The sequence below is a fragment of the Microvirga sp. HS2 genome (assembly GCF_055792805.1).
This window is the reverse complement of the sequence record NZ_JBVVAJ010000040.1, coordinates 1-26,962: the sequence shown is the minus strand read 5'-3', so window position 1 is coordinate 26,962 and position 26,962 is coordinate 1. Positions and strand designations below refer to the sequence as shown.

Annotated in this window: 25 protein-coding genes and 2 pseudogenes; 20 read left to right on the top strand and 7 right to left on the bottom strand. The window is 58.1% G+C overall.

Annotation, left to right across the window (positions count from 1 at the left end; translation table 11 throughout):
- Both ACS5Q0_RS23490 and ACS5Q0_RS23485 read left to right on the top strand, forming a co-directional pair.
- On the top strand, positions 1-2,250 hold the full coding sequence (locus ACS5Q0_RS23490) for a putative bifunctional diguanylate cyclase/phosphodiesterase (protein WP_473129077.1): 2,250 nt from the start codon (positions 1-3) through the stop codon (positions 2,248-2,250).
- The gene (locus tag ACS5Q0_RS23485) at positions 2,166-2,828 is read left to right on the top strand and encodes a tetratricopeptide repeat protein (protein WP_473129076.1); all 663 of its coding nucleotides are present in this window, start codon (positions 2,166-2,168) and stop codon (positions 2,826-2,828) included. Before ACS5Q0_RS23490 ends, ACS5Q0_RS23485 begins: the two co-directional genes overlap by 85 nt.
- On the opposite strand, the gene ACS5Q0_RS23480 is transcribed toward ACS5Q0_RS23485, so the two are convergent.
- Positions 2,790-3,233, bottom strand: coding sequence for a response regulator (locus ACS5Q0_RS23480; protein WP_473129075.1), 444 nt, complete (start codon positions 3,231-3,233; stop codon positions 2,790-2,792). The two genes, ACS5Q0_RS23485 and ACS5Q0_RS23480, sit on opposite strands and share 39 nt — an antisense overlap.
- Positions 3,234-3,455: 222 nt before the next feature.
- Between ACS5Q0_RS23480 and ACS5Q0_RS23475 the strand changes: the two genes are divergently transcribed.
- From ACS5Q0_RS23475 to ACS5Q0_RS23430, 10 genes are all read left to right on the top strand, one after another.
- Positions 3,456-4,016: an A24 family peptidase gene (locus tag ACS5Q0_RS23475; protein WP_473129074.1), complete on the top strand. Its 561-nt coding sequence runs from the start codon at positions 3,456-3,458 to the stop codon at positions 4,014-4,016.
- Positions 4,017-4,036: 20 nt separating this feature from the next.
- Positions 4,037-4,822 carry a Flp pilus assembly protein CpaB gene (gene cpaB / locus ACS5Q0_RS23470; protein WP_473129073.1) on the top strand — a complete coding sequence of 262 codons (786 nt, stop codon included), beginning with the start codon at positions 4,037-4,039 and terminating at the stop codon, positions 4,820-4,822.
- A gap of 48 nt (positions 4,823-4,870) precedes the next feature.
- Positions 4,871-6,145, top strand: coding sequence for a CpaE/TadZ family protein (locus ACS5Q0_RS23465; protein WP_473129072.1), 1,275 nt, complete (start codon positions 4,871-4,873; stop codon positions 6,143-6,145).
- Positions 6,142-6,642, top strand: a complete 501-nt coding sequence (locus ACS5Q0_RS23460) for a TadE/TadG family type IV pilus assembly protein (RefSeq protein ID WP_473129071.1) — start codon at positions 6,142-6,144, stop codon at positions 6,640-6,642. The genes ACS5Q0_RS23465 and ACS5Q0_RS23460 overlap by 4 nt, the downstream gene beginning before the upstream one ends.
- Positions 6,639-7,037: a TadE/TadG family type IV pilus assembly protein gene (locus ACS5Q0_RS23455; protein WP_473129070.1), complete on the top strand. Its 399-nt coding sequence runs from the start codon at positions 6,639-6,641 to the stop codon at positions 7,035-7,037. The genes ACS5Q0_RS23460 and ACS5Q0_RS23455 overlap by 4 nt, the downstream gene beginning before the upstream one ends.
- A 66-nt stretch (positions 7,038-7,103) precedes the next feature.
- The gene (locus tag ACS5Q0_RS23450) at positions 7,104-7,628 is read left to right on the top strand and encodes a pilus assembly protein N-terminal domain-containing protein (protein ID WP_473129069.1); all 525 of its coding nucleotides are present in this window, start codon (positions 7,104-7,106) and stop codon (positions 7,626-7,628) included.
- A gap of 288 nt (positions 7,629-7,916) precedes the next feature.
- On the top strand, positions 7,917-9,275 hold the full coding sequence (locus ACS5Q0_RS23445; RefSeq protein ID WP_473129068.1) for a CpaF family protein: 1,359 nt from the start codon (positions 7,917-7,919) through the stop codon (positions 9,273-9,275).
- Positions 9,276-9,305: 30 nt separating this feature from the next.
- Entirely contained in the window at positions 9,306-10,304 is a 999-nt protein-coding gene (locus ACS5Q0_RS23440) for a type II secretion system F family protein (RefSeq protein WP_473129067.1), read from the top strand.
- Positions 10,305-10,314: 10 nt separating this feature from the next.
- Complete coding sequence (locus ACS5Q0_RS23435) at positions 10,315-11,286, top strand: type II secretion system F family protein (RefSeq protein WP_473129066.1); 972 nt, start codon at positions 10,315-10,317, stop codon at positions 11,284-11,286.
- A 54-nt stretch (positions 11,287-11,340) separates the two neighbouring features.
- Complete coding sequence (locus tag ACS5Q0_RS23430; protein WP_473129065.1) at positions 11,341-12,633, top strand: pilus assembly protein TadG-related protein; 1,293 nt, start codon at positions 11,341-11,343, stop codon at positions 12,631-12,633.
- A 171-nt stretch (positions 12,634-12,804) separates the two neighbouring features.
- On the opposite strand, the gene ACS5Q0_RS23425 is transcribed toward ACS5Q0_RS23430, so the two are convergent.
- The gene (locus ACS5Q0_RS23425) at positions 12,805-13,008 is read right to left on the bottom strand and encodes a Flp family type IVb pilin (protein WP_473129064.1); all 204 of its coding nucleotides are present in this window, start codon (positions 13,006-13,008) and stop codon (positions 12,805-12,807) included.
- Positions 13,009-13,405: 397 nt separating this feature from the next.
- On the opposite strand from ACS5Q0_RS23425, the gene ACS5Q0_RS23420 reads away from it, so the two are divergent.
- Genes ACS5Q0_RS23420 through ACS5Q0_RS23405 form a run of 4 tightly spaced genes read left to right on the top strand, consistent with a single transcriptional unit; the run spans position 13,406 to position 18,215 of the window.
- Positions 13,406-14,938, top strand: coding sequence for a type II and III secretion system protein family protein (locus tag ACS5Q0_RS23420; protein WP_473129063.1), 1,533 nt, complete (start codon positions 13,406-13,408; stop codon positions 14,936-14,938).
- 25 nt (positions 14,939-14,963) lie between these two features.
- Positions 14,964-15,239 (top strand): hypothetical protein, encoded by a 276-nt coding sequence (locus ACS5Q0_RS23415; RefSeq protein WP_473129062.1) that lies wholly within the window; start codon positions 14,964-14,966, stop codon positions 15,237-15,239.
- A gap of 17 nt (positions 15,240-15,256) precedes the next feature.
- Positions 15,257-17,515, top strand: a complete 2,259-nt coding sequence (locus ACS5Q0_RS23410) for an ATP-binding protein (RefSeq protein ID WP_473129061.1) — start codon at positions 15,257-15,259, stop codon at positions 17,513-17,515.
- 10 nt (positions 17,516-17,525) lie between these two features.
- A complete protein-coding gene (locus ACS5Q0_RS23405) occupies positions 17,526-18,215 on the top strand; it encodes a LuxR C-terminal-related transcriptional regulator (protein ID WP_473129060.1) in 690 nt (229 codons plus the stop codon).
- A 379-nt stretch (positions 18,216-18,594) separates the two neighbouring features.
- On the opposite strand, the gene ACS5Q0_RS23400 is transcribed toward ACS5Q0_RS23405, so the two are convergent.
- From ACS5Q0_RS23400 to uraH, 4 genes are all read right to left on the bottom strand, one after another.
- Positions 18,595-19,089, bottom strand: coding sequence for an ureidoglycolate lyase (locus ACS5Q0_RS23400; protein ID WP_473129059.1), 495 nt, complete (start codon positions 19,087-19,089; stop codon positions 18,595-18,597).
- Between the two features lie 37 nt (positions 19,090-19,126).
- Positions 19,127-19,978, bottom strand: a complete 852-nt coding sequence (locus ACS5Q0_RS23395) for a bifunctional allantoicase/(S)-ureidoglycine aminohydrolase (protein ID WP_473129058.1) — start codon at positions 19,976-19,978, stop codon at positions 19,127-19,129.
- A 91-nt stretch (positions 19,979-20,069) separates the two neighbouring features.
- Positions 20,070-21,512 (bottom strand): allantoinase PuuE, encoded by a 1,443-nt coding sequence (gene puuE / locus ACS5Q0_RS23390; RefSeq protein WP_473129057.1) that lies wholly within the window; start codon positions 21,510-21,512, stop codon positions 20,070-20,072.
- A gap of 6 nt (positions 21,513-21,518) precedes the next feature.
- Positions 21,519-21,872 (bottom strand): hydroxyisourate hydrolase, encoded by a 354-nt coding sequence (gene uraH / locus ACS5Q0_RS23385; protein ID WP_473129056.1) that lies wholly within the window; start codon positions 21,870-21,872, stop codon positions 21,519-21,521.
- A 223-nt stretch (positions 21,873-22,095) separates the two neighbouring features.
- Here uraH and ACS5Q0_RS23380 point away from each other — a divergent pair, with 223 nt between their 5' ends.
- A complete protein-coding gene (locus tag ACS5Q0_RS23380; RefSeq protein WP_473129055.1) occupies positions 22,096-23,538 on the top strand; it encodes a nucleobase:cation symporter-2 family protein in 1,443 nt (480 codons plus the stop codon).
- Here the strand turns inward: ACS5Q0_RS23380 and ACS5Q0_RS23375 are convergent.
- Positions 23,535-24,500 carry a LysR family transcriptional regulator gene (locus tag ACS5Q0_RS23375; protein ID WP_473129054.1) on the bottom strand — a complete coding sequence of 322 codons (966 nt, stop codon included), beginning with the start codon at positions 24,498-24,500 and terminating at the stop codon, positions 23,535-23,537. The genes ACS5Q0_RS23380 and ACS5Q0_RS23375 overlap by 4 nt on opposite strands.
- A 109-nt stretch (positions 24,501-24,609) precedes the next feature.
- On the opposite strand from ACS5Q0_RS23375, the gene ACS5Q0_RS23370 reads away from it, so the two are divergent.
- The 3 genes and pseudogenes from ACS5Q0_RS23370 to ACS5Q0_RS23360 all read left to right on the top strand — a co-directional run.
- On the top strand, positions 24,610-25,875 hold the full coding sequence (locus ACS5Q0_RS23370; RefSeq protein WP_473129053.1) for a urate hydroxylase PuuD: 1,266 nt from the start codon (positions 24,610-24,612) through the stop codon (positions 25,873-25,875).
- Positions 25,876-26,120: 245 nt separating this feature from the next.
- Positions 26,121-26,473 (top strand): annotated as a pseudogene (locus tag ACS5Q0_RS23365) (NAD-binding protein); the annotation flags it as partial.
- A gap of 271 nt (positions 26,474-26,744) precedes the next feature.
- A pseudogene (locus ACS5Q0_RS23360) lies at positions 26,745-26,962 on the top strand (malate synthase G); the annotation flags it as partial.

Below are 26,962 nucleotides of genomic sequence, written 5' to 3'. Positions count from 1 at the left end.
GTGGCAGCCATCGCAACAGCCGCGAGAAGAGTGGACCGGATTTCCAAGCCACGCCAGAATTGGCGGTTCTCCACTAAGATTCTGCTGCCTGTCGGAGTCGTCGTGGTTCTGGCGATAACGTTTACCGTGAGTGCACTCTTCTGGGTTGCGCACGAGAGCAATACCGTTTCTGTCGAGCGTCAGATTCGGACAGTGCGCCATGCGATTGACAGCAGCATCAACAATCTCGTGAAGGAGCAGCAGACGATAGCCATCTGGGAGCAAGCGGTTCAGGAGCTCAACAGCCCGGCCACAAACTGGCAGTGGGTCGATGCTGAGGTCGGTACATGGCTGTATCGGCTGTTCGGCCATGACGAGGTCTATATCCTGGCCCCCGGTGACGATCCCGTTTATGCCATGGTGGGAGGGACGAGAGCGCCGGCCATCAAGTTCGAAGAGGTTCGTGGCAGTCTTCGCCACATCATTGATGCTGTGCGTGGCCAGCAAACCCATACGATTAAAGACGACCAGGAGGTCTTTCCGGGCGTCACGGATGACCGCGTGGAGGCCCATGGCCATTTTCTGGACCTGAACGGTCGGCCGGTTGTAGCCAGCGCCATGAAGGTCAAACCATCTACCGATGAAGTGAGTCAAAGGTCTGGTCTGGAATTTCTCGTCGTCAGTGTCCGCTACCTCGACGGCCGGTTTCTGAAAGACCTTTCCAAGAATAACCTGATCGAGCGCCCGCGGTTTTCTCGCGCCGATACGGCATCAGGCAACGAGCGATCGGTTCCACTGCATGCAGAAGATGGCGCTATCCTCTGCTACTTTGTCTGGCTGCCAGAGCTGCCCGGAACCAGAATCCTGGGATTTCTGCTGCCTATTGCCTCGATCGTGCTTGGCATGGTGATTGCGGCGATGATCCTGCTGACGCGGCGGCTTCGGCGTGCAACCCTCGAACTTCAGGCAAGCGAAGCACATGCGCAGCACCTTGCCGTCCACGATATACTGACGGGTTTGCCGAACCGCGGTTTCTTTGGGGAGAGAATCGATCAGGCGCTCGTGCGCGTGAGACGGGGAGGGAAATTAGCTGTACTGTTGCTCGACCTCGACCGCTTCAAGCACGTCAATGACACGCTTGGTCATCAAGCTGGAGATGCACTGATCAGGGAATTCGCCCGAAGGCTCTCAAAGTTGACCAGAAGCGGCGATGTGATCGCGCGCGTCGGGGGCGACGAGTTTGCAATCCTCAAGGCTACTACCCAGGGCAGGCGGGAGGTTGAAACCTTCTGCGCCGATATCCTCGCGGCAGTGGGCCCGCCTTTCGACCTGCTAGGCAACCAGATGTTCGTGGGGGTCAGTATAGGAGTGTCATTGGCTCCTGAGATGAGCATGGACCGGCTTGAACTCATACGCAAGGCAGACATCGCACTCAATCATGCAAAGAGCCAGGGAAGGAATCGCTATTGCATCTTCTCTTCTACGATGGACGAGACCGTCCGGTTGCGGAGCATGATCGAGGACGATCTTCGCCAAGCCCTGATATCGAAGGATCAATTGACGGTCCATTTTCAGCCCTTGGTCGCCGGGCCGGAGGAGACGATCGTCGGCCTTGAGGCGTTGGTGGGATGGGAGCACCCGACTCGAGGTCCCATCCCTCCATCTCAATTCATCCCTATTGCAGAGGATGCCGGCATGATCTTGGAGCTGGGGGAGTGGGTTTTTCGAGAGGCCTGCGCAGCATCCTGCCGATGGCCAGATCTCTCCATCGCCGTCAACTTGTCGCCAGTCCAGATCCGTTCGGCTGGTTTTGCGGAGCTCTGCATTGCCATCGTTCGGGAGTACCAGGCGAATCCGGCCAAGCTCGAGCTCGAGATTACAGAAGGTATTCTGCTGAAGGACGACAATGCGGTCTGCGACACGTTGAGTGCATTACGGGAATTCGGCTTCAGAATCGCACTCGACGATTTCGGAACGGGATACTCGAGCTTGAGCTACCTGAGACAATTTGATGTCGATAAGATAAAGATCGACCGGTCCTTTGTTCAACGGCTCGGCAAGACGGATAGCGGCGAAGGCTTGGCCATTATCGAGGCTCTGGTTTCATTGGGCCACGCCATGGGATTGGCAGTCGCCGTGGAGGGAGTGGAGACAAAGGATCAGGAGCGCCTTCTCCTTGCAGCAGGATGCCGCGAAATGCAGGGCTACTTATTTTCACCAGCTTTGTCTCAGGAACAGATCACTGCCATGCTTTCAAGCCGTGGACGTTGAGGGCACCCACTGTGTCGAACCCGAATATCTTTCGAATTCAGCCCATTGGGTCGGAGCGTAGCGCGTGGCGCTCAAGCCTTGCGCTCCTCGTGTGCCTTGGCGTCGCTTTCCTCACTTCCGCCTGTACGATGATCGGCGAGGGACTGCCTTCGAGTTTCGGCAGCTCCATGGCTGCGATCGACCTCCCTGCGACCGTCGAGCCATATCCCGACGATCAGGTCCTCCGCATTGCGAAAGCTCACTTCGCCGAAGGGAATTACGGTCACGCGGCCCGCTACTACGAGCGATCGGTCGAGGTGGCGCCCGGAGACGGAGAGGCATGGTTGGGGCTTGCCGCTTCCTACGATCGGCTCCGACGCTTCGATCTCGCTGACCGGGCTTATCGGAATGCCGCACTTTCTATCGGGCATCGCCCCGAGTACTTCAATAATGTCGGGTATTCCTACCTCTTGCGGGGCGATATTCAAAAAGCCCGCGGCAATTTTTTGAAGGCGCTGGAGCTCGATCCCCATAATCCTACGCTTCTGAACAACCTGGAGCTATTGCGGGAGAGTGTCAGGAAAGTTGGGACGAGTTAGCTCTTCCAGTGTCGAAGGTGGAACTTGCGGGCTCTCTTGGCTTGCTACGATCCGATTGATGGCTGCAACAATTGTCTTCAATTGATAGGGCTTGGCGACGAATTGGCTGTCAGTCAGTCGCCTGACGGGATCTTGGCTCTCGTTTGTCGCGTAAATGACGCCGAGCCGCGGCCGGAGATGCCGAATGCGTTCTGCCAGTGCCCAGCCATCCAATGTGCCTGGCATATTGATATCCGTTAGAAGAATGTCGATCCCGGCGCCAGCCAGGAGGATCGCGAGGGCCTCGTCGCCCGATTGGGCTGCCTCGACCGTATAGCCACTGGCCTGCAGTTGCTTCGTGACGAGTTCACGCAGGAACCTTTCGTCCTCTGCAAAAAGGATCCTTATAGGGGAGGGGACGAGCATTCCATTTCAATCCGGATGGTTGCGTTCTGCTGAGGCAAGGGCCGATTCCCAGACTCTCACAAGTTCCAAGCGGGAGCTACCCAGGCAGGAGGCTTAGTCCATCGGCGCGTCCTTTGCTGCGACGTCGTCAACAGGACGACTGTCCGGGTGCCTTAATGCGTCCCGAGTACTAGGGGCCGGGATGGGTTAATCCATCAGCCCGAATGGTGGCCGGAGCTGAGAGTGAGCAAATACCGTCCATCGAATGATATTTGGCGGGATGCTGCAAGTATGACGTTCTCCTCATTATTAGCTCTCTTTGCCAGTCTGATTTTCGTCGCTGCCATCCTGGTGGCCGGTGTGATGGATCTCCTGATTATGAGGATCCGCAACTGGCTCGTCCTTGCGCTCCTCGTGTCCTATGGCTTCCTCGCCCCCGCTGCGGGTCTCGATCATGAAACGATTGGATGGAGTATTGTTGCAGGGCTCGTGGTGCTCCTTTGTGCGTTCTTGTTTTTCTCCCTGAACTGGATCGGCGGAGGCGATGCCAAGCTGGCTGCCGTCACCGCCCTCTGGCTCGGCGCTGGTCAGACCCTGGATTACATCCTGTATACGGCTCTGTTCGGAGGTGCCCTCTCCATCGTTCTGCTGAGTTTCCGGAGAGTGGAGCCTCCACGTAGCGGGTGGGCTTCGCCCTGGATGTCCCGCCTGCACATGCATGAGACAGGGATTCCCTACGGGGTCGCTATGGCCCCGGCTGCACTCCTCGTCCTTCCGCATACTGCTTGGTTTTCACCTTTCTGAGTTCGAGCAGGAACACGATCATGCTTCGCATTCTCATCCTTGTCGTGGCGCTTGGCGCCGGCGTTCTCGCGGCTTGGCTCGCCCTGTCGATGCAATCCGGCGCAAGGCCGCCAGTTGCAGCCACCGAGGTCGTGAAGGCTCCAACCGTTCAGGTCCTCGTCGCCGCGGCCGATGCTGCTCAAGGGGAGAAGCTCGGCAAGGCTGGTCTGCGTTGGCAGCCATGGCCCGAGGAGGCCATCAATCCGGGATTCATCACGCAAGCGGCGAAGCCTGATGCCGTGGAGGCGCTCAATGGCGCCATCGTACGAATTCGCTTCGTTTCCGGAGAACCGATCCGAAAGGACAAGCTGTTTCAGGATGGCTCGAATCTGCTGGCGGCCAATCTAAGCCCCGGCATGCGCGCCGTCGCGATCCGCGTCTCTCCTGAAAGCTCCGCCGGAGGCTTCATCCTCCCGAACAGCCGTGTCGACGTGATTCATATTGCGAACCAGCAGGAGCAGCCCGGAGGTCCGACGCAGATCATCGGGCAAACGATTCTCAAGAACATTCGTGTGCTTGCAATCGACCAGAAGGTAGATGAGGCGAAGGGGGAAGCGACCGTCATCGGAAAGACTGCCACGCTGGAGCTGACTGCCGCCCAGGCAGAGGTCATTGCCGGCGCCCAGGCCTCGGGCAGTCTGTCTCTTTCGCTCCGCTCCATCGAAGATGGTGACGAGATTCCGGAGTCTCCCGCGACCAAGCAACAGACGCCCAATACGATACGGTTCCTACGCGCTGGACGCAGCGAGATCGTGACCATTCGGTAGAGCACCCTCGAGACCGCAGCCCTCAGCAGGAACTTAGCACGACGTCCCATGAAGAATCCCGCATTTAATCTTGGAGGTGATGCCCTCCTGGATCGGCGCGATGAGATCGCCGCGGTCCCTCGCATCGTCGTTCAGGCCTTCTGCGACAGTCCAGATGCTATGGATGTGGTCAGGTTGGCCGCGCAGGACCGGCTCATGGCTCGGGCCCGGGTGACGGTTCGTTCGGGTGGAGTTGCTATGGCTGTGCAGGCTCTTCAGAGCGAGCCTACTCCCTCCCTGATCATCGTGGAAAGCTGCGATCCAGCCAAGGTTCTTTTTTCACAACTGGATCAGCTGGCGGAGCTTTGCGATGCTGGCACGAAAGTCCTGGTGATCGGGCACACGAATGACATTGGCATCTATCGGGAGCTCATGAAGCGGGGGGTCAGTGAGTACGTGGTTTCGCCTATCGATCCCGTGACGGTCATCGCCGCCATCTCTGGCATCTATTCGGACGAGGCCTCCGACAAGCTTGGACAAGTCTACGCCTTCGCCGCTGCGAAAGGGGGAGTAGGATCCTCGACAATCGCTCATAATGTCGGGTGGACGATTGGAAACCACTTCGGTCAGGATGTGATCTTGGCCGATATGGACTTGCCTTTCGGCACTGGGAGTCTCGACTTCAATCTGGATCCCGCCCAGGGCATTCTTGAAGCCATTCAGGATGTCAGTCGCTTGGACAGCGTGCTGCTCGACCGTCTGCTGACCAAGTATGACGAGCATCTAAGCCTGCTTGCCGCCCCGGTTACTCTCGAGAGATCGTTCGAACTGAGCGGAGATGCTTTCGACCCATTGCTCGAAATCGCCCAGTCGAGCGTGCCATTCACGGTGCTCGACATTCCTCATCTTTGGACGTCGTGGGCTCAGAATGCGCTGACCTTGGCTGACCAGGTCGTAATTACGGCAGAACCGGACTTGGCCAATCTCCGGAACGCCAAGAACATGGTCGGATTCCTCAAACGAGTGCGTCCGAATGATCCGCCACCGAAGATCGTGCTCAACCGGGTCGGCATGCCGAAGCGTCCGGAAATCAAGCCTCGCGACTTTGCAGAGGCTTTAGGAATAGAGCCGATCGCGTGTGTTCCCTTTGAGGCGCATCTGTTTGGAATTGCGGCCAATAACGGGCAGATGATCCAGCAGGTCTCCGCGAAGTCCGGAGTATCGGACACATTCGCCATGATTGCGCAGCTTATCACGGGGCGACAAGACGCCAAACGGCATAAAGGCGTACGTGGTCTCGGCCAATTCGTGGAGAAGTTGACCGGCAGGGGCCACAGCCGATGAAGCGTATGATCTTGTTGGCGCAAGCTGCCACAAACAGGGTAAAGGCAGGCCTTGCCGCCTTGCTGCAGGACCAGCGCGGCGTCTCCGCAGTGGAGTTTGCGCTGATCGCTCCGATCCTGTTGGGCGGCTTGCTGTCGATGGTCGATCTCGGCCTTGCGGCAACCGAGCGGATGAGCCTCGATCACGTGTTGCGCGCCGGTGCTCAAGCCGCAATGGCGGAGCAAGACAAAGAGCGCATTCTGAAAATTCTGGAGGCAACGGCCTTGGAACATTTCGCGCTTGCAGACTCACCAACACAAACGAGCGCGGAAAATCCGGTTGTTCTTAGCGTCAAGTGCATTTGCTCCGGAGAAAACGCCGCCGAGGAAGAGTGTGCCGCTTGTGCGGATTCGCCTCAGGCTCATGTCTATTATCGGATTTCCGCAGAGAAATTGTATAATGGCATCATCTTCAAGGCATTGCAGCTGATGACCAGGATTGAGGTTCAGCTTCGATGACGATGCCTCACCTGCTACGTGCGTGTCGCCAAGACGAAAGCGGGTCGACAGCCATAGAATTCGCGATTGTCGGCTTTGTCATGATCCTGATTATGCTTGGAACAGTCGAATTTGGCCGAGGGCTCCTCGTGCACAATGAAATTGCCTATGTGATGGATGTCGGATCACGTAAGGTCCTGATCGATTCGACAATTGCGGATGATGCGCTCGCGGATGAGATGCGCGACGTTTTCTCGAAAGATCGCGGGCTTTTGCAGATTACCATTTCCGCGGATGTAACAGGCGATATGAAATATCGCGTCATCGCTGTCACTTATCCTATGAATCTGCTCGTGCCTGGCCTGTCCGGCAGAACGCTGCGCCTCCACGCCACCCGCCGAGTTCCAGTCGGATGAAATGCTTTCGGAACCCGCGCTAAGCTCTGCCGTTAGAAACCCGATGCCGATCGTCGAGGAATGTCGATGCGCAAGTCTGTGAAAGCAATCAGCACCGCAGCCCTCTCGCTCGGTATTACAACTGGCGGTCAATCCTATGCAGATGAGCCAAAGCTCAGCCCCACGTTGAGTTCATCCGCAAGCGTCGAAGTCACGACTCGGACGACTGAAGCGCTCCAGGTGGTGATCAACTTCGCTAAAATCCTCGCTCTGAAGGAGTCTGCCAAGACGGTCGTGATAGGAAACTCGGGTATTCTCGACGCCGCGATCAATGACGAAAAGACCGTCGTGTTGACGGGCAAGGCCACTGGAACGACCAACATGATCGTTCTCGGCGAGAACAATAGGGAAGTTTTGAACACCACTGTCATCGTTGTGCCGGGGCGCCAAGTCACAACTGTATATCAGGGTCTGCAACGTCGGACATATACCTGTACGAGCGCTTGTACGCCGGTTCTGTCGGTCGGAGACGAAGCTGGCCATTTCGGCCGAGCCCGTGCTCAGATAGAGGCGCAGCAAGAATTCGCGACTGGAGCTGGTGCTGGACAGTAGAGGCAGCAGGCTCGTCTTCTTTCCGTTCACGAAGCCGAGCGCAGCGCCTTAATCCAAGGCCATCGAGCGGGTTAATGCATCCTTCCGAATGGCGCTTTTCGTTCAGGACGAACAAATAACGCGGGGTGGAGAGATTCCGCTCAACGTTGGTTGTAGCGCCTGCCGCTATGCAGGCTCGCGTTCTATCCTGACAAGGTCAGCTTCATGTTCGGCAAAAGAAACAACAAGGGTGAAGCCTCCAACCGAGGACGTACAGCGTTGCCCACGCTTCGTTCTGAGGGCAACCCGATGTCGCAGGATGTGACACCGGCCGCGTCTCAAACCATACCCCTCGTGCCCGCACGCCCTCAAGCGACGCTCAAGACCGAGGAATACTATGCGCTCAAGACCAGGATCTTCACCGCGCTGATCGAGTCCATCGATGTTGCCCAGCTCGGAGGAATGAGCCTTGATCAGGCACGATTAGAAATCGGGGCCATCGTCAACGAGATCATTGCGGCCAAAAAGATCGTGATGTCCACAGCCGAGCAAGACGACCTGCTTCAGGACATCTGCAACGATGTGCTCGGTTATGGCCCGCTGGAACCTCTCCTCGCGCGGGACGACATTGCGGATATCATGGTCAACGGCGCCAACACGGTTTATATTGAGGTCGCCGGCAAGGTCCAGAAGACTGATATCCGGTTCCGGGACAATGCCCAGCTCCTCAATATAAGCCAGCGGATCGTGAGCCAAGTCGGGCGGAGGGTGGACGAGTCCTCGCCGATCTGCGACGCACGTCTGCCAGACGGCTCCCGTGTCAATGTCATTGTGCCGCCGCTCGCTATCGACGGCCCATCGCTCACTATCCGTAAATTCAAGAAGGACAAGCTGACCCTCGACCAGCTGGTGAAGTTCGGCTCCGTCACGCCGGAGGGTGCCGCGATCCTGGAAATCATCGGCAGGGTCCGCTGCAACGTCATCGTCTCCGGCGGGACCGGCTCGGGTAAGACGACGCTTCTGAACTGCCTGACCCGGTACATCGAACCAGGGGAGCGCATTGTGACGTGTGAGGATGCTGCGGAGCTTCAGCTGCAGCAGCCCCATGTCGTTCGTCTCGAGACGCGCCCTCCGAACCTGGAAGGCGAAGGACAAGTCACGATGCGTGATCTTGTCAAGAATTGCCTGCGCATGCGTCCCGAACGCATCATCGTTGGCGAGGTGCGCGGCCCTGAAGCCTTCGATCTCTTGCAGGCTATGAACACAGGCCATGACGGATCTATGGGAACGCTGCATGCCAACTCACCGCGTGAGGCCCTGTCGCGTATCGAGTCGATGATCACCATGGGCGGTTTCTCTCTGCCCTCAAGAACACTGCGCGAGATGATCATATCTTCCGTCGATGTGATCATCCAGGCCGCGCGTCTTCGCGACGGCTCGCGTCGGATCACTCACATCACGGAGGTTCTCGGTCTCGAGGGCGACGTTATCATCACACAGGATCTCTTCGTCTATGACATTCTGGGAGAGGACGCGAACGGCAATCTCATTGGGCAGCATCGCTCCACTGGGATCGGACGACCACGGTTCTGGGATCGGGCCCGTTACTACGGAGAGGAAAAGCGGCTCGCTGCCGCGCTCGATGCAGCAGAAATGGCTGCCGCATGATTTTCCAGCCCTTCTTTTGAGTACCTGCCGATGTTTTCGCCTGACCTCATTCCCTATGTGATCGCAGCTTTGACGGCCCTGAGCGCTGGAGGGCTCGTCGTTGTCGGGTTCTACTCGCGCGTCGCCAATCGTTCGAGCGCTAAAATGCGCTTCCAAGCGGTGGCCGCGATCAGCAAGGCTGAGAACGTTACTGCGATAGGATCGGATGAAACTCGGCGCAAACGCGCTGTCGAGGCGACTCTGCGCGAGATTGAGGAAAAGCAAAAGATCCGGAAGAACACCAAGCCGTCCCTTGTAGGCCGGATGCGTCAGGCCGGTCTCGGCTGGAGCAAGCGAGCCTATTTTACTATTTGCGGTATTGCCGGTCTTGCCTCGTTCCTCATGGCAATGCTCATGCTCGGGATTGGGACAGCCTCGGCGGTCGGGTTCGGATTTACAGGCGGGTTGCTTCTCCCCCATTTGTATGTCGGTACCAAGCGCAAGCGCCGCTTCAAGTCGTTCACGGCCGAGTTCCCGAATGCCGTCGATATCATCGTCCGCGGCGTGAAGGCTGGCCTTCCTCTTGTCGATTGCTTGAAGATTATCGCTGCTGAGGCACAGGAGCCGGTGCGGAGTGCGTTTCGCGAAATCGTAGAGGACCAAACCCTCGGCATGTCCCTGGATGAGGCTGTAGAGCGCCTCCCCGAGCGCATTCCTCTTCAAGAGGCCAGTTTTTTTGCGATCGTTATCGCAATTCAGAGCCGAACAGGTGGCAGTCTATCAGAAGCCCTCGGGAATCTTTCGAAGGTCCTCAGGGAACGCACGAAGCTGCAGGCAAAGATCAGGTCCATGAGCGCTGAAGCCAAGGCCTCAGGCGGCATTATTGGCGCATTGCCGGTCGTAGTCGCGCTGCTCGTCTATCTGACGAGCCCCACTTACATTGCGCTGCTTTTCACAACCATGACCGGCAAGCTCGTGCTTGCTGTGTGTGCATTGTGGATGGGAATCGGTATTCTCGCGATGCGCAAGATGATCAACTTCGATTATTGAGGTCCTCAGGATGTCCTTCGGTCCTGTCAGCATCCATATGGAATTTGTAGTAGCTCTGTCAGCTGCGAGTTCGGTCTTTCTCGCCATTCTCGTCGTCGCATGGCCCTATCTTGCGCGCGATCAGCTGAAAGTCCGCATGGCAGAAGTTGCCAGTGAGCGGGAACGGATCAGGCTCCGTGAGCGCGCTCGGCTCAACCGGAGTAAAAAGCAGGCAACCCTGAGAAGTGAACCGAGAAAGTTCTATCAGGCCATCGTCGAACGATTTAACCTGGCTAAGCAGGCCGAGGATGCCGAACTTGTGCAAAAGCTCAGGATGGCGGGCTATCGGGGGCAGAGCCCCGCCATAACCTTTGTGGCCGCTCGCTTGATCGCCCCAGTTGTGCTTCTCGCGATTTCAGGCCTCTATGTCTTCTTTGTTCTGCAATTGAACCATCCTCTCTCCGTGAAGCTCGGGATCGTCTTTGCCGTGGCCGCTTTGGGCTATTACGCGCCACTGCTCTATGTGAAGAACAAGATCACGAAGCGCCAGCAGGCGATCCGGCGTGCATGGCCGGATACGCTCGACCTGCTTCTGATTTGTGTCGAGTCGGGGATGGGAATCGAAAGCGCTTTCCGGAAGGTTTCGGAGGAGATCGGCTCCCAATCCACGGAGCTGGCAGAGGAGCTGAGCCTGACTACTGCCGAGCTGTCCTATCTTCAGGATCGGCGCAAAGCCTACGAGAATCTTGGCGAACGTACAGGTCTCGACGGGGTTCGGGGCGTTGTCACCAGTCTGATCCAGTCCGAGAAATACGGCACCCCACTCGGCCAATCGCTTCGGGTTCTAGCGCAGGAGAATCGCGACATGCGCATGAGCGAGGCCGAGAAGAAGGCGGCGGCTCTTCCGCCCAAGCTCACCGTGCCAATGATCCTGTTCTTCCTGCCGGTTCTGTTTGCCGTGATCATGACGCCAGCCATCATCCAGATCGCCAAACTGTCATAGTTCTTGAGAATCATGCCAATGCTCCCTATTAGAGCTTTTCTGCGCAGGCAAACATTGCGATTGCCTCTTCTTTTCGGGCTGTGCTGCGTACGCCTCAAGGCATTCCACGGCAACGAAAGTGGTGCGATTGCGGTCGTTGCTGCCATTGCTTTTCCAGTCCTGATCGGCGCCATGGGTCTCGGAGCAGAGGCCGGCTATTGGTACTTGGCACAGCGCAATCTTCAGCATGCCGCCGATGTCTCCGCTCATGCGGCGGCAATCCGCAAGCGTGCCGGCGATGACCAAAGCGGCATTGCGGCAGCAGCGCTTCATGTGGCGCGGGCTTCGGGTTTCTCGCCCGATATCGGCACGATCACGGTCAACACTCCTCCCGCCTCACAAGCCTTCGCCGGGGACAAGAGCAGCATCGAGGTCGTGCTGACACGAACTCAGCCGTTACTCCTCTCATCGCTGTTTCTAAGCGACCCGGTGAATATTCGTGCCCGTGCCGTCGCGAAGCTCGATACGGCTTCACAGGCATGCATTTTGGCGCTCTCACCAAGCGCGCCTGGTGCCGTTACCGTTGCCGGATCCACCGTCGTGACGCTCAATGGCTGCGATGTGGCATCGAATTCAAGCGCATCGGACGCCTTGAGAATGCAAGGGGGAGGATATCTGACGACAGACTGCGTCAATACCGTTGGCGGAGCCGTCACGACTTCAGGATTGAAGCTGCAGACCTGCGATTCCGTGCGCGAACGGGCTCCGGAGACGATGGATCCTTACGCAGATATTGCAGAGCCTGTGATCAGTGGAACATGCTATAAGCCGGACAGTTTCGCCTCCGGTTCGGCACTTCTGAGCCCAACCTACCAGTCACACCCGAGCGGTCTTCCGACCCTGCGATTTTGTAGCGGCCTAAAGGTGAACGGGGGGAGCATTACCTTCAAGCCTGGTCTTTACATCATTGAAGGGGAGCTCGACGTGAACGCCGGGACGACTCTTGCCGGTTCAGGCGTGACCTTCTATTTAGCAAAGGGGGCGAGCCTCAAGCTCAATGGTGGCGCCAGAATCAACCTTGATGCGCCAACCGAAGGCCCTTTCGCCGGTATTCTGTTCTTCGGTGCAAGAGTCAGCACAAGTGTCACTCATCAGGTCAACGGTTCGTCTGGTTCGACCTTCAATGGAGCGGTCTACTTCCCCGGCTCCGGCATAGAATATTCGGGCCGCGCTGGTTCTACGGGCGGCTGCACCCAGATTATTGGTAATACAGTGACATTCATCGGCAATTCCGAGGTTCGGTCGGACTGCCAGGCAACCGGAACGCGGCCGATCGTGACGAGCCAGTCGGTCAAGCTCGTGGAGTGATCTCTTCGGTCCGCCAATGCCGTTCCAGAAGAATGGCGAACACGTGCCGATCATAATGGTAAGAAGCTTGTCTCAGTACGAGAAAGGGGCCACTGTTTCCAGCGACCCCTTTATGACGATTGATGAGATGAGGTGCGCTGCTGATAAAGGCGAGGCACGTATCTTTAGCTATTATTGGGTCTCGGCAGGGGCGGTGGTGGTGGTTCCGGCTCCGCTGATCGTGTTCGCGATGGTTTGGAACTTGTTGTTCAGGTTGGTGCCGAGAAGCTGAGCGCCGCCAATGATCACGACAGCAATTAGCGCAGCGATAAGGCCGTATTCGATTGCGGTTGCGCCAGACTGATCTTGCCGAAAGCGGGAGAGAAGCTTGGTCATTTCGTATGTCCCTTTGGAGGTCGAACCATTCGTCCTCGCTGATGGTGCTGATTTACTGCTGCTCCCCTTCGTTTGCTATTCGGCAGAATGGGGTAATGCACTCTCCGGGCACGGATTAATGCGCATCGCTGCCGGTGATCGCGCCGACGCAAGGGGGTTAGGGCAGCACAGGTGCGGCGTAACTCACCAGCTCCTCGGGAGAAGTCCGCGCCAAAGAGCAAGAACGGGTCTTTTCTAGGGATTCGAAATAAAGTTCGCTCAATGCTGAGCGGAATTTGCTCTTTCGGATCGTCGCACTGCTCCGGAAACCATGCTGCTACTTGAAGCACGAGCATGGCGCGTCAGATTCCGAGGAATTTCATTACCGCTTTGTGATTACCTCAATGGGGATATGCCCGTGTTTCTGACGAAGTGGGGTCGCAGACCTGATACTTTCCGTCTGTCGCTGATCATGCAGGCTCTTCTTCTGGTCTTTTTCTGCTTCGGCAATCTCCTGGTCTCTTCTCAGTCCCAGGCGCGAGAGCGGCTCATCACCTTTGTCAATGGCCGCGCCAGCGGTATTGACCTTGCCAAGGGTCAGTTCATGACGGTGAAGACGGCGGTCGATATCGGCAAAGTGGTTGTTGGCGATCCTGACATTGCAACGGCAGTCGTGATGAGCGGGCGCTCGTTCTACATTCTGGGCCGGGGTGAAGGGCGGACGAACGTAGCTGTTTTCAATGCGGACGATGTGATGATTGGTACGGCCAATGTTGAGGTCGGTGCCGATACTGTCGATCTGGAACAGTCGATCCAAGAGGCGGTTCCAAACGCGAATGTCCGAGTCGATACGGTCAATGGCCGAATCCGTCTCGGCGGCACGGTTCCGGACGCCGTTGCCCTGCGCAAAGTGCTCGAGGTTGCCGAGCAGTATGGATCGGAAGGAGTGATCAACACGCTTCGAGTCACCGGTGGGCAGCAAGTAATGCTGGAGGTTCGATTTGTCGAGGCGAGCCGCAATGCTGGACGGGAACTCGGAATAGGCTGGTTCGTGCGCCGGGAGAACGATCAGAGCGGTCGCGGATTGGCGACCGGAGCATTCCGTGGGACCGGCGCCTCCGGTGCGGTTACTTTCAACGCTAATCTTCCAGGCGGAGGATCTCCCTTCGGAACGATCCTAGCCGAAGTGCTCGGCGTCGGCGTCAATGCCGATATTCTAGTGCAAGCTCTGGAGGGAAAGGGACTGGCGCGCCGACTTGCAGAGCCGAATCTCGTTGCGCTCTCAGGTGACAAGGCGAGCTTTCTCGCAGGCGGCGAAGTTCCCATTCCCGTCTCCGAAGATGACGGCAAGGTCACGGTCACATACAAGGAATACGGCGTCCGCCTGAACTTCACGCCAACCGTGCTCGATGGTGGGCTGATCAATCTCAAGCTCCAGCCGGAGGTGAGCGAGGTCGACTTCTCGACAACGGTCCGCACCGGAGCCATTCAGATCCCGGCATTCACGACGAGGCGGGCTGACACGACGATCGAACTTCGCGACGGCCAGAGCTTTGTCATCGCGGGTCTTTTGCAAAGCGTTCACACCAAGACCCAGGATCAGCTCCCCTGGCTAGGGCAGTTGCCGGTTCTGGGAGCCCTGTTTCGATCCTCCTCCTTCAGAGAGCAGGAAACTGACCTCGTCATCATCGTGACGCCACGTCTGGTCAAGCCTACGCGACCAGGGCGTCCTCCACGTACACCACTCGATTCAGCCAGTCCCAGCAATGACCTCGAGTTTTTCCTTCTCGGCAAGCTCGAAGTGGACAATGACACGTTGAAAGGGATCGCGGCTGGAAAAGGAATCATCGGTCCCTACGGACACATCGTCGATCTCTCGCCCGGAAAGCCGCATGCCACACAGAAAGTCGTCAAGAAGAGGATCGTCCGAGAGAAGATCGTCAAGGACTAGGATAGAGGCGCTTTTCCTTGCGTCGATGGCCTTGAGCCTTGGCGGTTGCGCCGATTACCTGGAGCGGCGCGACACCATTACGCTGGCGGCTGGAGAGGCCCAGGCCTGGAACCGCGTTGTCCATACAGTTGATCCCTGGCCTCCATACGTTCGGAACACGACGATCACGAGTGACGGCGAGCGGGTGGCGAGAGCCACCCGAGGGTATTTCGAAGGCGGAGAGGGCGGCAACCTCGGAGCCGTATCGGCACTGCCTGACCAGGTTCAACCGGCAGCTACGGCCGGGGCGGAGCGTGATTGAATGAGCTTGCGGCTACCATGTTCGATACTCGCGGAAAGCTGACAGGGCTGCGCTCATATCTGTCGGCTGGAGACGGAAGGGATATCGCACGCGCAACGCTGCTCGTGATCGGCACGATCTGCCTTCTCTTCCCTGTCATCTTCGTGCTGATCCTGGTCCAGGGAAAGCAGGGTGAAAATTTCAGCGGGAATCTCGATCGTTCTTTTGATCGGAGAGTTCTGATTGGAAACTTATCCGAAGCTCTGCACGATGCAGAGATCAACCATCTCGCATATCTTGTGCGAGGCGGCTTAGACTTCCTGCAAGCCTACCAGGCGGCCCATGATGTCGCTTCATCTCACCTGAATGCGCTATTGGAAGACGGAGCGAGCCTTCCGACAGATAGGCACAGCCTGAGAAATTATGTTGACGACAGGTTGTCCGAGCTGAATCTCGCTATAATCGTTCATCAGTTCATCGGCTCGGAACCGGCAATCAGGATTGCTCACGATGCAACGGGCAAAGCTCGTAGCGAGGCAATCCGGCTGCTCATCGACAGGATCCGTTCAGACGAGATCCAGACCAGCCGCGACCTATCCGAGAAGGTCAGAAAACAGGCACGGGCGTGGGAGACCATAACACTCATTCTGCTCACTGGTATGATCATCGCGATGCTCGTCGCATCCACGGCGGTAGCCAGCGATCTACGACGGCGGAGGAGTGTCGAGAAGGAGCTGAAGACAGCCCAGCATCTGGCGCAGCAGGCTCGTGACGCGGCAGAGAAAGCAAGCTACGCTAAGACAGAGTTCCTCGCTACGATGAGCCATGAGATTCGAACGCCATTGAGTGGCGTGATCGGATATACCGAACTCTTGCATGAAAGCCCTGGTCTGACGGACGAGCAACGGAGCTACGTAGATCATATTCAGAATGCAGGTCACGCGCTCCTCGCCTTGGTCAATGATGTTCTCGATTTTTCGAGGGTCGAGGCTGGAGAGGTAATTCTCGTTGCTGAGCCATTCTCTTTGCCGGAGCTCATCGACAATGCCGTGTCCATTGTTCGCGCAGTCGCTCGAAAGAAGGCGCTGCCAATCCGTGTCGAGTCGAGCCGCGATGTTCCCGAGTGCCTGCTGGGTGATGCTGGCAGACTCCGTCAAGTCCTCCTCAACCTTCTCAATAATGCCGTTAAATTCACCGATAAGGGAGGTATAACGCTTCGGATTGATGACACGGGAACTTCCGAGGAAGGTGAATGCATACGGTTCTCGATCATCGATACAGGATCTGGGATTGCCCCTGATCAGCAGAGCAAACTTTTCAAGCGTTTTGCCCAAGTGGATCACCCTAGCGGCCGCCGCATGGGTGGAGCGGGACTAGGACTCGCCATCTCAAAGCGTTTCGTGGAGCTCATGGGAGGCAAGATAGGAGTCGAAAGCGCAGAAGGAGAAGGTTCGACCTTCTGGTTCATAGTGCCTCTGCCACGAGCCGAAATGGCAGCTCATCAAGAGCATGAGTTCGACAATCATCGCGATTTCATTCGGCCAGGCTGCATCCTTGTCGTAGACGATCTCGACCAGAATCGCGAGCTTGCACAAACCATGCTTCGGGCAATCGGGCATATTGTTGATACGGCCGAAAACGGGGAAGAAGCCGTCGCAGCCGTTCAAAACAAGCCCTACGACCTTGTTCTGATGGATGTCGAAATGGCCGGTATGGACGGAGCGACCGCTGCACGCACGATCCGCAGCCTCGATCATCCGGCAAAGAATGTCCCGATCGTTGCAATGACCGCCAATGTTCTCCCTCAGGACACCAGGGAATTCAGGGCGGCGGGAATGAACGATCATCTTGGGAAGCCATATACCCGAGCGCAGCTCCTGGCGAAGGTACATGCCATTTTAGCGGCTGCAGCGGATAGTGCAGGAGAGCCCGCCATGGATGGAACCTCGAAAGGATGGGAGGAGCCTGACAGCATCGAGAGCCTTTGCCAATTCATGGGGTGCGATTGGGTCGTCCGAGGTTTGACGGAGCTCAAGGGACAGCTGGAAAGCACTTTCCTCGAAGGGGATCCTGAAGCCATCGGAGGCGATCAGCTGGCCGGAAAGGCACACATGATGGTTTCCCGCTCCTCTATTTTCGGATTTTCCGATTTTGCGCATCTCTGCATCAAGCTCGAGGAGGCATGCAAGACTGGCGACGAACTGGCGAGCGTCTTTCACGGCGTGCGAGCCGCTGCTGACGAGGTGCACAAGAGAGTATGCGAGATGCTCACCCGCGTGAATGGGCATACGGTGTAAGGAGGTGACTTTGCAGGACGCTCCCCGAATTGCTTTGACGGCAGACGATGACGAGTTCTTCCGAGCTGCGCTAAGATTTATTCTCTCCAGTCGGCTGGGTTTCTCGGAGGTGATCGAAACTGGATCGTTCGACGACGCGCTCGAGCACTTGACGGGTCGTGATGATATCTCCCTGGCCTTATTTGACCTCGCTATGCCGGGGATGGACAGCCCGGGAAGCCTGAGAACAGTTCGGGAGTTCTTTCCGAAGACGAGAGTTGCCATGGTGTCCGCATCGAAAGCGCGCGGGGACATCCTGATGACCCTCGATGCCGGTGCCCACGGCTATGTCTCGAAGGATCTCTCGATGGCCGAGATGACGGAAATTCTTCATAAGATCTTAGAAGGCTGGATCTATGTGCCGCCTTCCGTCGCTGACGTATCTTCCACCTCCGAGGCGGTTACGCTCCTACATGGGCGCCCCGCGCGGCAAACGGGAGATGTCGGCATGCTCACGCCGCGGCAGAGGCAAGTGCTGGATCTCTTGATTGCAGGTAAGTCCAATAAGGAAATTGCCAGGGCGCTTCAACTTAGTGATGGCACAATCAAGGTTCACATGGCTGCGCTCTTTAAAAACCTCGGCGTCAACAGTCGCTCTGCTGCTGCGGCCCTTGGAGCTCGGCATCTGGTGTCCACTGAAAAGGATGACGAGACCCAATAATCTTCCCTCAGTTTGATGGACACGTCTGATACGCACCTGCGGGAGCGGGGATGCGCTGCGCCCGCAAACCGGCCGGAGTCGTGCGACAGAGGTCGCCATCAGCGTTTTGATACGCATACTTGAGCTTGGACGCCCGAAGTTCATCACGGCATGCACAATCCGACCGGCGCAACATGGTCGCATGGAAGCCCCAAGAATAAGCAGATGCGGTAACGGAGCAGCGCTAGGCCAAGGCTGTCTGAATGCATCCTAATCAGCGAGCCCACTTACTCTTCAGTTCCGGCTACAGATTTCTTGACCTTGAGATCAATATGAGAGCATTGGATGATTAAGAGCGAGAGAAAAGCTGATTGGCACGGCGCGAGCGGACCAGACCGGTCTAGTAAGCATCAACTGCGTAAGGCGTCTCGTAGCTGGTCTCTTCCAGATTGACGCCAGGCCCGTCTCGGTCGACGACCAGGAAATCAGAGATTTGGCCGAGCGCGATCAGGGGATGGTGCCAGACGTTTGGCGCGTAGCACACCCCTTGGTCGCTGTTTGCGCGAAAGACAAGCGGCGCGCCTGGCTGCCCACCCTTATCCGGGGCAACTGCGACCAACCAATCTCCGCCCGAAAGTGGCCAAAATGCCTGGCTCCCCAACGGATGCCGCTCCATCATCGACAAGACGAGAGGCAGCTCTGTGGGCTCAGCCCGAAAGAGGCTCACGATTGCCCGCGCATCCGCTCCCCGGGTTACGATGGTGGCGAGTGCGTGGAAGCGCGTGCAGGATCCCGAATTGATGAGTCGCGTCTCAGCACCAGTCGTTTCGAGAACCTCGCCAAAAGGCGCGAAGTTCTCCTTGGTCAACGGCTGGACAGCAATTTTAATGGTCATGTTCCGTCATCCTGGGTAGCAGCCGGCAAATCCCTGTTCAGGGGCGAAGCTTCGCGTGTCGGTTCACGTCCTTGTAGAGGAGATAGCGGAATGGGCCGGGCCCGCCCGCGTAGCAGGCCTGTGGGCAGAATGCCCGGAGCCACATATAGTCGCCCGCTTCGACCTCCACCCAATCCTGGTTCAGACGGTAGACGGCCTTGCCTTCCAGCACGTAAAGACCGTGCTCCATGACATGTGTCTCAGCAAAGGGAATGACGGCGCCCGGTTCGAAGGTAACGATGGTCACGTGCATGTCGTGACGCAGGTCCGCTGGATCGACGAAGCGGGTGGTTGCCCATTTGCCATCGGTGCCCGGCATCGGTGAAGGTGTGATGTCGCTCTCATTGAGAACAAGGGCATCAGGAACACTGAGGCCCTCGACACGCTCGTAAGCCTTGCGGATCCAGTGGAAGCGGACCGGTTCGCTACGGTGGTTCCGAACTGACCAGTTGCTCGCCGGCGGGATGTAGGCATATCCGCCCGGCACCATGCTGTAAGTTTGGCCAGCAAGAACGAGAGTCAGTTCGCCTTCCACCACGAACAACACGCCCTCAGCGTTTGCGTCCTGCTCCGGTTTGTCGCTGCCGCCCCCCGGCGCAACCTCCATGATGTATTGCGAGAACGTTTCGGCGAATCCTGATAATGGGCGAGATAGCACCCAGAGGCGCGTATCCTCCCAAAATGGAAGGAAGCTCGTCACGATGTCGCGCATCGTTCCTTTGGGGATAATGGCATAGGCATCCGTGAACACCGCGCGATCGGTGAGGAGATCCGTCTGCGGTGGGTGTCCTCCAGATGGTGCATAGTAGGAGCGGGCCTGAACCGGCGGTCTCATCGTTGGCTTCGTCATGAAGGTTCCTCAGATTGCGTATTATCAAGACACAGCCAGCGGGCAGGCTTTTATGCTTCCCACGCTCGCCCATCGGCAGGTCGCCGGCGCATTAGCTCAAGTTCGAGAACACATCCGCCAGGGAGGGCATACGTTCCTTAAGGCGCAGAAGTGCGATGAGTTCGATCTGGACGATGGCGGTCTCGAACTCCTGCTCCGGATCGTGCTCCAGCCGCTCGGCGAAGGCCGCCAGGATCTCCGCCTTCGTGCGGCCTTTCACCGCCAGGATGAAGGGAAAGCCGAATTTCTGCTTGTAGGCGTCGTTCAAGGCGATGAAGCGGTCGCGCTCCTCCTCGGTGAGGCTGTCGAGCCCGGCCGAGGATTGCTCGTGACGTGAATCGGCCGTCAGCTCGGCGAGCTTCAGACGCCCGGCCAGATCGGGATGGGCCCGGATGAGAGCGAGCTTCGGCTCGCGGCCTGCCTGCGACAGCGCATGCACCAGGGTGGCGTGCAGGCCCTCCGCCGTATCCTGAGCCGCCGTGAAGCCGGAATCATAAGCACGTTCCGCAACCCACGGCGAATGCTCGAACACGTCGCCGAACAGCTCGACGAATACGGCCTTGCTCATCGTGCTCGGCCTCAGAGCGGCCGGTCGGTGATAGCGGACCCACAGCCGCGCGATGTCGATGCGCCGGGCAATCCACACATCCTCGTGCGAGGCCACGTAATCGAGAAAGCGTGCGAGCGCCGCAGCGCGTCCAGGCCGGCCTGCGAGACGGCAATGCAGGCCCACCGACAGCATCTTCGGCGCGCTCTCGCCCTCCGCATAGAGCGTGTCGAACGAATCCTTCAGATAGGTGAAGAACTGATCGCCCGTGTTGAATCCCTGCGGCGTTGCAAAGCGCATGTCGTTGGCGTCGAGCGTATAGGGCACGATGAGTTGCAGGCGGTCGCCGTGCGGCTCCCAGTACGGCAGCTCGTCGGCATAGGAATCGGCGCTGTAGAGGAACCCACCCTCCTCCGCGACGAGGCGGTTGGTGTGCTCCGAGGTGCGTCCCGTGTACCAGCCGCGCGGGCGCTCGCCCGTCACGTCTGTGTGGATACGGATCGCCTCCTTCAAATGTGCCCGCTCCTCTTCTTCCGAGAAGTCGCGGTAGTCGATCCATTTCAGGCCATGGCTGGCGATTTCCCAATCCGCTTCCTTCATGGCTGCGACCGCGTCGCGATTGCGCATGAGGGCGGTGGCGACGCCATAGACGGTGACGGGCATCTTGCGTTCGGTGAACATCCGCCACAGGCGCCAGAAGCCGGCGCGGGAGCCGTATTCATAGATCGACTCCATGCTCATGTGGCGCTGGCCCGGCCAGGGCTGCGCCCCCACGATCTCGGACAGGAAGGCCTCCGAAGCGCGATCACCATGCAGGATGTTGTTCTCGCCGCCCTCTTCGTAATTGATCACGAATTGCACGCAGATGCGCGCATTGTCCGGCCAGCGCGGATGAGGCGCGTTGCGTCCGTAACCGACGAGGTCGCGGGGATAGGAGGTCTCGGGCATGGTCTTTCAGCTTCCGCGATAGGTGGAATAGCTCCAGGGGGTGACGAGGAGCGGCACGTGGTAATGGCCATCGGGGTCCGCGATGGTGAAGCGGATGGGAACAATGTCCAGGAACGGCGGATCGGCGGTCGGTGTCCCAAGCGCCTTGAAATAGGCGCCGACCTCGAAGACGAGTTCGTAAGTCCCGGCCCGAAACGCCTCGCCGGTCATGAGGGGGGCAGCGGTGCGTCCATCGGCATTTGTGACGGTGCGCAGGACGGAACGGCGGCGGTCGCCCTCAAGGGCGAAAAGCTCGATGGCGACGCCCCTGGCAGGCTTGCCGGCGACGTTATCCAGAACATGCGTGGACAGGCGGCCCATGAACCCCTCGATCCTGTAGAGAAGATAGTTCCTTATTCAGGCACTCACGCAACCATAAATTCCGCCAGCCAAGCAATAGCTGAACGCCTGCAGATTACTCGAATAATTTTGAAACTGATATAAAAGTGACAGATAGAAATTGAGGATAAAGCTCGATAACGTCAAGTGGGGTGCAAGGCCCGTTTAGAAGGCCGCGAACATCACGACCCTCAGAGGAAACGCTATGCCGAACGCCACGCAAACTGTCGAAGGCGTCGTCCTCCCACCCACCTCTCCGGTGGACGGGGAAGGAGCCGTCGCGCCAACCGCCGTTGATCAAGTTCTTCCTGTTCCCAGACTGGCTGCACTCGGTCTACAGCATGTCCTTGTCATGTATGCGGGGGCGGTCGCTGTCCCGCTGATCATCGGCCGGGCGCTGGAGCTTCCAGCCGAACAAATCGCTTTCCTGATCAATGCAGACCTCTTCGTCTGCGGCCTTGCCACGCTTGTGCAATCCTTTGGTTTCCGATCAATCGGCATACGTCTTCCAGTGATGATGGGCGTCACATTCGCGTCCGTCGCCCCCATGCTCGCGATGATTGCAGCCGGTAAAGCCGCAGGAGCCTCAAAAGAGGCCACACTGAACGTCATCTATGGCGCGGTGATCGCGGCAGGCATTGTCGGCTTCCTGATCTCCCCGGTCATGAGCCGGCTGCTCAGGCTTTTCCCGCCGGTCGTGACAGGCACGATCATTCTCGTGATCGGCATTTCCCTGATGAAGATCGGGATCAACTGGGCTGCGGGCGGCTTGCCATCATCGCCTAATTTCGGGAATCCCTTCTACCTCGGGATTGCTCTGCTCGTTCTGATCGTAATCCTAGGCGTCTCGAAATATGCGCGCGGATTTGCTGCCAATATCTCGGTTCTGATCGGGATCGTTGCAGGGTCCATTGTGGCCACCGTGGCGGGATACATGAGCTTCGAGAAAGTGTCGACCGCCGCATGGTTCGATGTGATCCTGCCGTTCCATTTCGGGATGCCGATTTTTGATCCGATTGCCATCGCGACGATGTGCTTGGTCATGATCGTCGTCATGATCGAGTCGACGGGCATGTTCCTTGCCCTTGGGGAGATGACCGGGCGCACGGTCACGAAGGATGATCTTACCCGCGGGCTGCGGGCTGACGGCGTTGGGACAATTCTCGGGGGCGTTTTCAATACGTTCCCTTATACTTCGTTCTCGCAGAACGTGGGCCTTGTCGGAGTGACAGGCGTGCGCTCGCGCTACGTCTGTGTCGTGGGCGGCGCTATCCTCATAGTCCTTGGCTTGATCCCCAAGATGGCGGCAGTGGTCGAGGCGGTGCCGGCCTTCGTTCTCGGCGGGGCAGGGGTCGTGATGTTCGGGATGGTTGCCGCAACCGGGGTCAGGATTCTGTCAAAGGTAGATTTCGCATCGAGCCGCCACAACCTCCTCATCGTGGCGATCTCGACCGGCTTTGGCATGATCCCGCTCGTGGCCGAGAAGTTCTTCCAGTACATGCCGAGCGCATTGGCTCCGCTGCTGCATTCCGGCATTCTCCTCACTTCAGTTGTCGCGGTCATCCTTAATCTGTACTTCAATGGCCTGGGATCTCAGAAGGATGCGGAGGCAAGTGCAGCGACCTGTGCGCACGGTTCCGACCACTAACCTGTCATTGATCCTCCAGCGAATCCATCCGGATGGAGGATCGCTCCATCGACATGCGCGAGCGCGTCAGCAACATGCTGGCGCGCTTGTTCCACGATAATATCGACGAAGTTCCTCACACGCGGCGTCATCATTCGACGGCTGGGAAAGAGGACGCCCAGCGTCACAGATTGCGGCGGATACTCCGGCAGCACCTGGATCAGGCGGCCAGACGCGACGTGCTCGGCAACCTCGAACAGCGGCTTCAGGACGATGCCCTGGCCTGCCAGCGCCCAATCCGTGAGCACATCGCCATCATCGGCATCGATCGGACCCGAGACAGGAAAGGTCGTGGGTTGGCCGTCTACGATCAGCGTCCATCGGAACTGCTGGGATCCTGGAAACCGCAGCAGCAGGCAACGATGGCCAAAGAGATCATCCGGCTGCGATGGAATGCCTTGTGCGGCCAGATACTCCGGTGATGCAAACAGCATTCGCTGGACCTCGGCGATCTTCCGCAAGGTGAACGTCGAGTCCTGGAACTGCGCCATTCGAACCGCAACATCGACCGATTCCTGCACAAGATCGAGCAAGTGGTCCGACAGGCGGAGCCGGACCTCCGTCTCGGGATGATCTCGGCGATAATCCGTGATGGCCGGGGCAATGACCCGCCGTCCAAGCCCCAATGGAGCCGTGACCTTGAGGGTTCCACGAGGGGTCGCACCCGTCTCGGCGACGCTGGCCTCGGTGCGTTCGACCGTTTCCCAAAGATCCAGGCAGCGCTCGTAAAAGATCCTTCCCGATTCGGTGAGGCTCATGCGGCGGGTCGTGCGGGTGAACAGCCTGCACCCCAGGCCCTGCTCAAGGACCCCGATTCTGTAGCTGACAACCGCCGCGGATAACCGCAAGGCGCGGCCAGCTGCCGAGAAGCTGCCGAGTTCCACCGTGCGCATGAAGATCTGGATATTCTCGAGTGAGAGCATGTTCCGGATTTCTCAATTCATTTTGAAAGTAATCCAAAAAACGCCAACAAGGCAAAGTCCCAGCCGCTGATAAACTGGCCCTTTGAGAAGAAGCCCGGGAGGAACGTCGGTGGACGCCTATATCTTGGAATGGGGCAGCCTGTTGCTGCGCTGGCTGCACATCGTTACCGCCATCGCCTGGATCGGCTCGTCGTTCTTTTTCATGCACCTCGATGCCAGTCTGCGGACTACCAATGGAATCCCAGTGGGCCAAGGCGGAGCGGCTTGGCAGGTGCACGGCGGCGGTTTTTACGAGATGCGCAAACATCTCGTCGCTCCCCAGCAAATGCCGGAGGAACTCACCTGGCATAAATGGCAATCGTACTGGACCTGGATCTCAGGCTTCTTCCTCTTGTGTTGGATCTATTACGGCCAGTCGCAACTGTATCTGATTAATCCGAGCATCATGCAGCTGACGCCGTTTGCCGCCAGCGCAATCGGCTTGGGCGGTCTGGCAGGGGGATGGCTGTTTTACGACACCCTGTGTAAATCGAAGTTCGGGCGCAATGACGTCCTGCTTGCCGGCGTCGGTTTCTTGTTCATCGTTGCGGCCAGCTACGGCTTTTCCTCCGTCTTCTCCGGGCGCGGCGCGTTGATCCATACGGGCGCCTTGATGGCCACGATCATGTCGGCCAATGTGTTTCTGATCATCATTCCCAACCAGAAGAAGGTTGTTGCGGCCCTGATCGAGGGGCGTACGCCGGATCCGCGCCTTGGAAAGCAAGCCAAGCAGCGCAGCGTTCACAATAATTATCTGACGCTGCCCGTCATATTCTTTATGATCTCCAATCACTACCCGGTGACCTATGCCAACTCGGCGACGATCCCGCTGATTGTCGCTCTTGTGGTCTTTACGGGCGCAGTCGTGCGGCATTTCTTCAACGTCTATCACACCGGCCACCGAAAGGCTCCTTGGTGGGCATGGTTTGCCGCTACATGTGCGATGTGGACCATCTTCTGGGTTGCAATGGCATCATCCCCGGACGGGCGGGAGCGTCTGGGGCTCACTCAGCTTGAAGCACCTGCGGTGCAGATCGTCGCGGCAGCGCCGCCTGCTCATGTCACTGATATCATCGTGACCCGCTGCTCCATGTGCCACACGGCGCAGCCAGTTTGGCCAGGGATCCAGATCGCACCCAAGAATGTCGTCCTCGACAGCCCGGAGTCCATCGCACGTCAGAAGCATGCCATCGGAGTACAGGCTGTCATGTCCCATGCGATGCCGCCCAACAATGTCACTGAGATGACCGCCGGCGAGCGGAGCCAGCTCAAGGTATGGTTCGAAAGCGCGACTATCAATCCCGGCGCAATGTCTTCCGCCAGCCTGATCAAGTGATGCCATGGCGCTCGCTGCCGGTGGCGAAGACGATCTTCAGCTCCCATCGCCCCCGCACCCACATTGTGGCAGGACTGCACGATCAGGATCGCATGGGGCAGGGGGCTTCTCTTGGCCGCGCCGGACGTCAGCTATGAAATTTCGTGAACAGCCTGCATTTGAGCAAGCCTGCTCCTGGATGAACGAATTTCGGATTTCTGTGGTCGTCGAGATCATTCTTAAGCGGGTCACGAATATCTTCGGGCGATGCCCTACTTTTCGCGGCCAAAGCGGGTGCAGACCTGGCCAAGGTTCGTCAGGCCCTCGTGGGGTATTTGCTTCCTCAAGGGTCCTTGAGGTCCAAGGTGAATGGATGATCCATCGGAATTTCGAGCCGGGCTTTCGCGTCGAACTCTATCAGAAGGGTCTGAACTTGGCTCTCCAGAGCGCGAAGGCTCTGAGGATCAACCTTCCGAACACCGCAACGATACAGGAACTATTCAACGCATGCGTAGCCCATGGTGGAGCGGCCTGGGATCATCCGGGGATGATCCGTGCACTTGAGATGCTGGCCAATCACGAAATCGCGATGCCGGACGTCAGCAAGAAAGCTGCCTGAGTTGCCTTTTCAGGGCTCTTGCGAGCCGGGTCCTGCTTGGCTGCCCGTGTTCTACGGGCAGCCTGCGACGGCCACCACCTGTGCGCCGAGCTGCTTGGTGGGAAAGAACAGGCATGGGGCGAATTGTTCTGTTTCGGCAAAAGTCTTGGGCCATTCCGTCACTTATCGTTGAGAGTGCGCCTTGTTATGACAGGAGCCAGCACCCAGTCGCATGTCCATGAATGGGCTGCCGCTCCAGGGAACGATCACCCAGTACTCAAAGAGAACATCGATGACGCGCGTTGAGACGAACGGCCTCCAGGTTGCACCGGTTCTTCATGATTTCATCGAGCGGGAGGCGCTGGCCGGCACCGGCGTATCGGCCGCAGCCTTCTGGACGGGACTGGCGGGCCTGGTCGAGAATTTCGCGCCGCGCGACCGGGAGCTCCTGGCCATCCGCGATAAGCTCCAGGCCCAGATCGACGATTATCACCGCGCCCGCTCCGGCCA